We start from the raw sequence: 8,630 nt of genomic DNA on the forward strand, positions 1-8,630 counted from the left end.
GCGAATGCCTCGGTGGGCGTGAGATAGCCCAGTCGGCGGCGGGGTCGGTTGTTGATCTCCTCGGCGATACTGGTGAGGTAGGGCTGGTGATCGGGGATCACCGTGCCCTTGGGCAGATACTCCCGGTAGAGCCGGTTCGTGTTCTCGTTGCTGGGCCTCTGCCAGGGCGAGTGGGGATCGGCGAAGTAGACCGGCATCGCCGTGGCCAGGGAGACCTTCGCGTGCTGGGCCATCTCACTGCCCTGGTCCCACGCCAACGATGCCTTCATCATCTCGGGCAGGTCGTTGAAAAACTCGATGACCGCGTCAGCGGTTGGCTCGGCGTGTTTCGAGGGCAGGGCCAGCAGCCCGGTGAACCCGCTCATCCGCTCCACCAGCGTCGCCGCGCACGAGGTGCCGTTCTTCCCGATGATCAGGTCACCCTCCCAGTGCCCCGGCACCCGACGCTGGGCGGCGTCCTCACCTCGCTGCGCGATCGGGACCATACCTACGACTGGGCCACCGCGCGTCCGCCCGGTCGTACGTGGTCGGCGCTTGGTCCGCTTGGACTGCAGGAAGATGCCCTTGCGGGCGAGTTCACCCTTCGGCATCGCGTAGATGTACTGGTAGATAGCCTCACCGGAGACGGTTCGACCGCGTGCGTCAGGAGAGTTCGCCATGCGTTCAACGGTCGGGTCTGCGGCCTCCAGACGCAACCGGCCCGCTATCTCGTTCGGCGTCCAGGACGCGGCCAGGTCGGCGTCCACCCTCGCCTGCAGCACCGGATCCCCCGCGACCTTCCGCTGCTGCGGGCGAGCCCGCCGACGCTGCGCTTTGACGTCTGCGGTCACGGCCTGGTAGCCGCGGGTCTTCGTCGAGTTCCGGCGAAGCTCCCGCGAGATCACCGACGGGCAACGCCCCAGGTGACGGGCGATCCTCCGCACCGACCAGCCCGCTTTCGAGGCCGTCGAGATCTCCGACCTGTCACTGAACGACAACCCCACCCGCGCCATCCGCACACTCCACCGATCAGACCCCCGCCGACCGGAGGTGTTGCTTCGACGCTATGACACCACCCTCCAGCGCCAGGAAGGTAGTCACGTAGTGCTTTGCGGAACGGGGCTGACGGATCGATCGCGACGATCTCGATCCGCTCCCGCCAGGCCTCGGAGCGCTGGCCGAGCCAGTGGCTGACGGCGGCGGAGTCGCGGCCATCGACAACGCCGAGAACCTGCCCGGTGGCCAGGTCGACCAGCGTCGTCATCCATGGTTCGAACCGTCTCCAGGCACCCTGATCGGTGCGGAACCAGCGCACCGTGCGGTAGCGGTGCTCATCGATGCCCAGGCGCGTCACCGGGACGTCGTCGACGGCAGGCAGAACGACGGCAGCAGCCGCCAGGGCGGCCTGGACCAGCCACCACGAGACGCTATGAGCCCGGACCACCTCCGAGGCTGCTCTGCCGGAAGTGATCACGGCCGAGACGACCTGCTCCCGCAACCGGGACGTCGAGCGTGAGTAGCGAGGGATCTGCTCGGTGGACTCCCAGAACGTGCCCCTGGCGCAGGCTGGCTCGAGGCAGAACCAGCGGCGCTTGGCCCACACCACCTCTATCGCCCCAGCAATCGGGACGTCCCGAATCTGCTGGTCCCGGCGGGAGTGGACCTTCGTCGTGAGCACCCCGCAGGAGGGACAGCCCGGCGGGACGGTCGAGGCGACCACCGCCCGTCGGCCACCATCGGGCAGGTCGACGGCGTCGATGACGCGGTAGTTGGGCAGGTTGAAGATCGTGCTCGCATTATCCCGCTGCGAACCAGTACTCTCATGCACAGGCTCGTGGTCCTCTGGAATGTGGATGTCTTGACAACACCCATCACAGCAGGACCACGAGCCGTCCTACGCCAACGACGCGACGCTCCCCATCACCACGAACCGTGAAGAGCCTACAAAGTAGCGGCAGAGAATCTGGGACGGTTCAGTTTCCTCAATCTCCACCCCTGACTACAACGTCATGACCCGCAACACCTAGTATTGCCGCTCGATCTGCTGACACCTCACAAACTCTCGCCTGGCCCAGCCGAGGCGGGCCCGTTACTGTCTGCACGCGGGAACTGCATCCAGCGCGTTTCGTTCCTCAGTGGCCGGGGCTGGAGTAGTAGCGGGACATGAAGCGGAAGAACGTGATCCCCGCTGCGAGGATCACGGGCCCGGCCAGCGGGGAGAGCTGTGCGAGCCACAGGGGCACGACGAGGTCCTCTGTATGGTCCAGGATGATCGTGGCGGGGAGGTAGGCCATGAAGGCCAGCGGGATGAGAAAGGTGAGCAGCCAGGTGCCTGCGGTGCCGAAGATCGCCATGGGGTAGGCGCCGAAATCCGTGAGCACGCGATCGATGGTGAACTTGATCTGGGTGACCGGCCCCCACCTGAAATCCAGGCCGGAGAGGGCGATCTGAAGGCCGGCTTCCACCAGGCCGCCGCCGAGGGCCGCGATGATGAGGAAGAGGATCTTCCCGGGCGTCCAGGCGGCCTCGACCATGCTCGCCGCTGTCGTCAGGATCACCAGGCCCAGAACCAGGTCACCGATCGTGCCGGGGTTGAAGTAGCGGGTGAGCATCTGCATGAGCGGGCCCGCAGGACGCAGCAGGAACCGATCCCAGTCACCGTTGCGCACGGCATAGGCGCTCAAGGCGTGCTGCCCGAAATTGATGGTGCACACGCCGTGGGCGGTCAGCCGCAGTCCGTAGAGGAAGGCCACCTCTCCGACGGTCCAGTCGGCGATCGCGCCGAAGGTACCGAGCAGCACGCCGATGAAGGCGAGCTGGGTTCCCTGGATGGCGAAGCTGGCAAGGATGAGCATGAACAGGTTGACCCGGTACACCCGCATGGATCGCCAGGTGCTCTGCAGCAGCACCAGATACGTGCGCCACGGCGGCACGGGGCGGGCGAGGGTCCCGGTCCGGGACGTCGTTGCGGCATCAGCCACCGAAGATCACCATCCTGCGGATCGCCCGCTTCCACACCATCGCTGCAAGGACGATGAGGACGAGCACCCAGATGAGCTGGATGCCGATCGCGGTCAAGGTGTGCTTGCCCGGGCTCTGGTCGATGTAGATGCTGAGCGGCACAAACACCTGAGAGGAGAACGGCAGCGCGGTGAGCACATCAGTGAGCCATCCCGGCATGAACCACAGCGGGATGAGCGCCCCGGAGCTGAACTGAGCGAACATGCCGTAGACGTGGAACGCGCCGGAGACCTCCAGGGTCCAGAAACCGGCCAGCCCGACGACGAAGTTCAGCAGCTGAGCGATCGCGAAGCCCAGCACGATGGATACCGTGAACGCGATCGCCGAGATCGCGGAGCCGGGAGGCTGGATCGCCCCGAGGAGCAGGCCGATCACGAGCCCGAGCCCGGCGGCGGGAAGCTGCGCGGCGGCGGCACCGGCCTGCTGGGCAAGGGTCATCGGGACCGCGGAGATTGGTCGCATCACGTCGAAGGCGATCGCCCCGGTTCGCAGCCGCCCGTACATCGTGTCGTACACGAAGGGCTGGAAGAGGATCGCGACCAGTGCACCGAGCACCGCATAGGTGATCGCATCATGCTGCTGGATCCCCGACACCTCACTGCGCGCCCCATACACGGCGCTCCACACCAGGAAGACCAGTACCACCTGCAGGGACGCGCCGAGCACACCGGCCCAGGTGGCGGTGCGGAACACGAACTGACCGCGCACGGCCTGCACCCCTGAGGCCAGCACGGCCGCGAGCATCTGACCGAAGGGCAGCTTCTGACCCGACATCACTGCAGTGGAGGTCATCCCTTCGCCTCCCCGGCGAGGTAGATCTGACGGATCACACCCTCAACATCGGGCTCGCGCGAGGTAAGATCCGAGACCTCCAACGATGCGATGACCGCAGCCATCGCTGCCGGCGGGGCGATCTGCTCCGGATCGAAGTGGAACGTCGCCAGCACATCGTCACCGTCGGGCCGGACCTCGGTCAGCTCGATCTGGTCGATCCGCAGGTCATCCGGCACTCGCGGGGCGCGGGCCACGATCTCGCGATGCGGCGCGTACGCACGGCGCAGCGCGCCGAGATCCCCGTCGTACAGGATCCGGCCCTCATCGATGATCACCACCCGCCGCGCAAGCTGCTCGATGTCGGCGATGTCATGTGTGGTGAGCATGACCGTGGTGCCCTCGGTCCGGTTGCGCTCGGCAATGAAGTCACGGATGCGAGCCTTCGCCACCACGTCCAGCCCGACGGTGGGTTCATCGAGGTAGAGCACCGGCGGGCGGTAGAGCATCGCAGCGACGATGTCCCCGCGCATCCGCTGGCCCAGCGACAGCGACCGCACCGCGGTGTCCATGAACGAGCCCATGTCCAGCAGATCCACGAACTCATCCAGCGCCCGGCGATAGTCGGTCCTCTCCAGGCCATACAGGCGGGAGATCAGCTCGAACGAATCACGCAGCGGCAGATCGGTCCACAGCTGGGTGCGTTGCCCGAACACCGCTCCGATGTTGCGGGCGTTCGCCCGGCGGTCCTTCCACGGGACGATGCCCTCCACCTCGACCATGCCTGAGGTGGGCACCAGGATCCCGGTGAGCATCTTGATCGTGGTGGACTTCCCGGCCCCGTTCGGACCCAGGTAACCGACGATCTCCCCGTCATCGATCGTCAGGGAGATGTCATCGACAGCCCGAGAGATAATCCGCTCAGTGCTGAAGAACGACCGGACCCTCGAAAACCGCCCCTCAACCCGCTTGGGGCGGGAGAACTCCTTGACCAGGTTCTCTGCGCGGATCATCGTTTCACTCCTCGCTGCGTATCAGATGACTCGCTCTCCGGCAGCAGCGCCGAGCGAGCGCACTATATGGAGAACAGCGGATTGGCTCAGTAGCTGGCGTACCTCCGAGCAGGCACACCGGTTCTCTCCCCTGACCGTGTGCCCCGCTTCACAGTACACGTCACCAAGGTCGTGGCCGACGCCACGCGCACGCGCTCATTGCATTTGTCCATCGGTGTGAGTAACCTTCCTCACATGGGACGACGCGGTCCGTGGAGCTGTGGAGCGCGGGGCACCGACGCCCAACCGTCCCAGCCTGTCCGTCGCGGCCCCCTCCGCGGCGAGCCCCGATAGGAAGAACGATGAGCGCGAGCGACGGCGTCGCCGCGGATCCCACCGTGACCGGTTCCCCCGGTGCGCGATCCGCGGGCGAGAGCAGAGGAAGGACCGGCTCTCAGGCCACCACAGCCGGTGGCGGGAAACGGAAGCTGACCCTGCGGGAGAAGCGGAACCTCCGCAACGGACTGCTGTTCATCTCGCCGTGGATCATCGGCGTGGCGGTCTTCGTCATCTACCCGCTGGTGTATTCCTTCGTCATCAGCCTCACCCAGTACTCCGGTATGCAGACCCCGACCTTCATCGGCCTGCAGAACTACATCTCGGCCTTTCAGGATCCGCTGGTGCACACCGCGGTCTACAACACGGTGTACTACATGTTCCTGGCGGTGCCGATCGGCCTGGTCGTGGCGCTGCTGCTGGCGCTGGCGATGAACCGCAACGTGCGTGAGGTGGCGCTGTACCGCACCCTGCTGTACCTGCCCTCGCTGATCCCGATGTTCGCGATGTCGTTCATCTTCATCGTGTTCGTCAACCCCCAGTTCGGCATCGTGAACCAGTTCCTGGGCCTGTTCGGCATGCCCGATACGAACCTGCTGGGCGAGCCGCGCTACGCGAAGATCGTCATGATCGTCATGGCGCAGCTGGGCGCCGGTAATGCGGCCCTGATCTATCTGGCGGGTCTGCGCAATATCCCGGAGACCCTGTACGAGGCGGCGCGCATCGACGGTGCTGGCAAGTTCCGCCAGTTCATGTCCATCACCATCCCGCTGCTCACCCCCACCATCCTGTTCAACCTGATCACGGGTGTCTCCGGCGCGATGATGGTGTTCACCGAGGCGTACATCATGACCAACGGCGGTCCGGACAACTCCACGCTGTTCTACATGCTGTACCTCTACCGCAACGCCTTCTCCTACGGGCAGCTGGGCTTCGCCTCGGCGCTCGCGGTGCTGCTGTTCCTGTTCGGCATGGTGCTGGCCGGACTCATCTACTGGCTCTCCCGCCGGTTCGTGAACTACGACGTCTCGGCCGGCTGAGAAGGAGGACCTCATCATGACTATGACTCCGACCATGACGCCGGGCAGCAATACCCCCAAAGCTGCGCCGCTCAAGTCGCGCTCCAACTACGGCCGCAACCCTGACGGCTCCCGGCAGGGACCGATCAGCGCCTGGATCTCCCGCCTCGTCATCCTGGTGGTGCTGGTGCTGTTCTCGCTGCCGCTGTACTGGATGCTCATCTCGGCGCTGAAGACCCCGGAGGAGCTGGCGATGTTCCCGCCCACGCTCTTCCCGCATGAGTTCCGCTGGGAGAACTTCTCCGACGCCGTCACTGTGATGCCGTTCTGGCTGTTCTTCCGCAACAGCCTGATCATCACGGTCAGCGTCGTCGTGTTCAGCGTGATCTCCAACTTCATCGTCGCCTACGGCTTCGCCTGCATCGACTGGCCGGGCCGCAACAAGGTGTTCTTCATCGTTCTGGCGACGCTGTTCCTTCCCTTCCCCGTCACCCTGATCCCGATGTTCGACTTCTGGGCCTCACTCGGCTTCGTCAACACGTGGGTTCCGCTGATCCTGCCGGCCCTGTTCGCCGGCGGCTTCTTCACCTTCCTGCTGCGCCAGTTCATGCTGCAGGTCCCCCGGGACATGATGGACGCCGCCCGCGTGGACGGCGCCTCGGAGTGGGGCATCGCCTGGCGGATCGTGTTCCCCACCGCCCGTCCGGCCGTGACCGTCATCGCGATCTTCGCCGCGGTGGGCACCTGGAACGATTTCATGGGACCGCTGATCTACCTGCAGGACCAGAACAAGCAGACGCTGTCCATCGGTATGCAGGTCTTCCGCTCCGTCAACAACCAGGACGTGCCCTTCAACCTGCTGATGGCCGCGTCGTTCCTGGTGCTCATCCCGCTGGTGATTCTCTTCTTCGCCTTCCAGAGGTACTTCATCAGCGGCATCACCCTGGGAGGTTTCAAGTGATCAACCGTCGAACCCTGCTGAAGGCCCTCGGCGCGGGTGCCTCCGTCACCATCGCTGGCGGTTCGATCGTCGGCTGCACCAACCGTCCCGTCGGCGAGGAGCGCGACCCCAATGTCGTGAAGATGTGGGGCATCTGGGCCTCCGACGCCGAGAAGGAGATGGAGGTCGTCGAGGCCTTCACCGAACAGAACCCGGATGTGAAGATCCAGGTCTCGCAGGTGCCCTCCAACGGTCAGGGCGACGCCTCGAGCGTCATCACTGCCGTGCGCGGTCGCACCGGCCCGGACATCTACTTCCTGGACCGCTTCAACGGAGCACAGTTCGCCTCACTCGGACTGCTCGAGCCCATCGATGGGCTCATCGAGGAGCATGAGGGCATGAGCCCCGAGGAGTTCATGTCCGGGTGGGTCAAGTTCGCCACCGATGAGCTCTACTACGACGGCCATTACTACGGCCTGCCGATGGACACCGACACCCGCGGCATGTACGTCAACATGGACCTCGCGCGGGATGCCGGGATCGATCTGGATCTGCTGGATCCCGAGAACGGGCCCATGAGCTACGACCAGCTGTGGGAGATCGAGGAGCAGTTCAGCGTCCAGGACAAGCGCGGCACCTATGAGCGCGTGACGTGGATCCCCTGGGATGACCAGGCCTCACTGCTGATGTGGGCGATGGCCAATGACGTCGACTTCTTCTCCAATGAGGAGTGCAAGATGCTCCTGGACACCCAGGAGATGCTCGACGTTGCGACGATGTACCGCGGCTGGGTGGAGCGGCTGGACTTCCACCGCCTGGATGCCTTCAAGGCGACCTACCAGCCGCCGAACGCCCCGCCCACGCAGACCTCGTTCTTCTCGGACCGGCAGCTGTTCCAGATCTCCGGCCCGTGGGGCGTGCAGGGCCAGGCTGACTACAAGCCGGATATGGATTACCAGGTCACGCACCTGCCGGTCCCGAACGAGGGCGATGACCCCTTCACGTGGGCCGGCGGCTTCGCCCTGGCGATGCCCAAGGGTGCGAGCATGTCCAAGGCTGCCTGGGACTTCTTCAAGTTCTATGCCGGGTACGAGGGGCAGAAGATCATGATGCCCCAGATCAGCCGCATCCCCACGAACATCGAAACGGTCAAGGACCCCGAGGGCTGGAACCGCGACATCAGCTTCTTCGTGGAGCTCATGGCCGTGGCGAAGTCCCGGCCCCCGCTGCCGGTGGGCACCAAGCTGTGGGACGCGATGTTCACCATGCAGGGCTCCCTGAACCAGGGCTCGGATACCCCCGAGAACCTGGTCAAGGAGGCGCAGGCCTACGTGGACCCGACGATGCAGCAGTTCTGCCCGATCGAGCTGCCCGAGGGCTTCGGCGAGCCGGATCCAAACTTCGACGTCTCCGACGTGGAGGAGTGAGGCGCAGGCCCCTCCGTCAATCGGACCCCTCCGTCGATCGGGCCCCTCCGTCGATATGGACGCAAATGTCGGGTTCCGTGGCATATTCGCGCAGAACATGCCACGGAACCCGACATTTGTCGTGTGTGTGCCCGCGGCGGGCGCG

General features: G+C 65.1%; 8 protein-coding genes. 3 read left to right on the forward strand and 5 right to left on the reverse strand.

The genetic code is table 11. The features are described 5' to 3' along the window. The 5 genes from CJ197_RS13380 to CJ197_RS13400 all read right to left on the reverse strand — a co-directional run. Positions 1 to 992: IS30 family transposase (locus CJ197_RS13380; RefSeq protein WP_102237273.1), on the reverse strand; the 992-nt coding region annotated here is incomplete at its 3' end. Beyond that, entirely contained in the window at positions 881 to 1,807 is a 927-nt protein-coding gene (locus CJ197_RS13385; protein ID WP_233190971.1) for a transposase family protein, read from the reverse strand. The genes CJ197_RS13385 and CJ197_RS13380, both read right to left, overlap by 112 nt. Positions 1,808 to 2,111: 304 nt before the next feature. Continuing rightward, entirely contained in the window at positions 2,112 to 2,960 is an 849-nt protein-coding gene (locus CJ197_RS13390; protein WP_102237245.1) for an ABC transporter permease, read from the reverse strand. Continuing rightward, the gene (locus CJ197_RS13395) at positions 2,953 to 3,792 is read right to left on the reverse strand and encodes an ABC-2 family transporter protein (protein WP_102237246.1); all 840 of its coding nucleotides are present in this window, start codon (positions 3,790 to 3,792) and stop codon (positions 2,953 to 2,955) included. The genes CJ197_RS13390 and CJ197_RS13395 overlap by 8 nt, the downstream gene beginning before the upstream one ends. Then, positions 3,789 to 4,784 carry an ATP-binding cassette domain-containing protein gene (locus CJ197_RS13400; protein WP_102237247.1) on the reverse strand — a complete coding sequence of 332 codons (996 nt, stop codon included), beginning with the start codon at positions 4,782 to 4,784 and terminating at the stop codon, positions 3,789 to 3,791. Before CJ197_RS13400 ends, CJ197_RS13395 begins: the two co-directional genes overlap by 4 nt. Before the next feature lie 341 nt (positions 4,785 to 5,125). Here CJ197_RS13400 and CJ197_RS13405 point away from each other — a divergent pair, with 341 nt between their 5' ends. Genes CJ197_RS13405 through CJ197_RS13415 form a run of 3 tightly spaced genes read left to right on the forward strand, consistent with a single transcriptional unit; the run spans position 5,126 to position 8,485 of the window. Continuing rightward, a complete protein-coding gene (locus tag CJ197_RS13405; RefSeq protein WP_102237248.1) occupies positions 5,126 to 6,139 on the forward strand; it encodes a carbohydrate ABC transporter permease in 1,014 nt (337 codons plus the stop codon). A 16-nt stretch (positions 6,140 to 6,155) separates the two neighbouring features. Continuing rightward, the gene (locus CJ197_RS13410; RefSeq protein WP_102237249.1) at positions 6,156 to 7,079 is read left to right on the forward strand and encodes a carbohydrate ABC transporter permease; all 924 of its coding nucleotides are present in this window, start codon (positions 6,156 to 6,158) and stop codon (positions 7,077 to 7,079) included. Then, entirely contained in the window at positions 7,076 to 8,485 is a 1,410-nt protein-coding gene (locus tag CJ197_RS13415; RefSeq protein ID WP_102237250.1) for an extracellular solute-binding protein, read from the forward strand. Before CJ197_RS13410 ends, CJ197_RS13415 begins: the two co-directional genes overlap by 4 nt. The last annotated feature ends 145 nt before the right edge of the window (positions 8,486 to 8,630 follow it).

It is taken from the genome of Brachybacterium sp. UMB0905 (assembly GCF_002871795.1).
In the GTDB taxonomy this organism is placed as follows: domain Bacteria; phylum Actinomycetota; class Actinomycetes; order Actinomycetales; family Dermabacteraceae; genus Brachybacterium.

What these genes read in the sequence shown, in the direction of transcription:
- CJ197_RS13395 (WP_102237246.1), bottom strand. Translation starts at nt 3,792, where the DNA reads ATGACCTCCACTGCAGTGATGTCGGGTCAGAAGCTGCCCTTCGGTCAG.
- CJ197_RS13400 (WP_102237247.1), bottom strand. Translation starts at nt 4,784, where the DNA reads ATGATCCGCGCAGAGAACCTGGTCAAGGAGTTCTCCCGCCCCAAGCGG.
- CJ197_RS13405 (WP_102237248.1), top strand. Translation starts at nt 5,126, where the DNA reads ATGAGCGCGAGCGACGGCGTCGCCGCGGATCCCACCGTGACCGGTTCC.
- CJ197_RS13410 (WP_102237249.1), top strand. Translation starts at nt 6,156, where the DNA reads ATGACTATGACTCCGACCATGACGCCGGGCAGCAATACCCCCAAAGCT.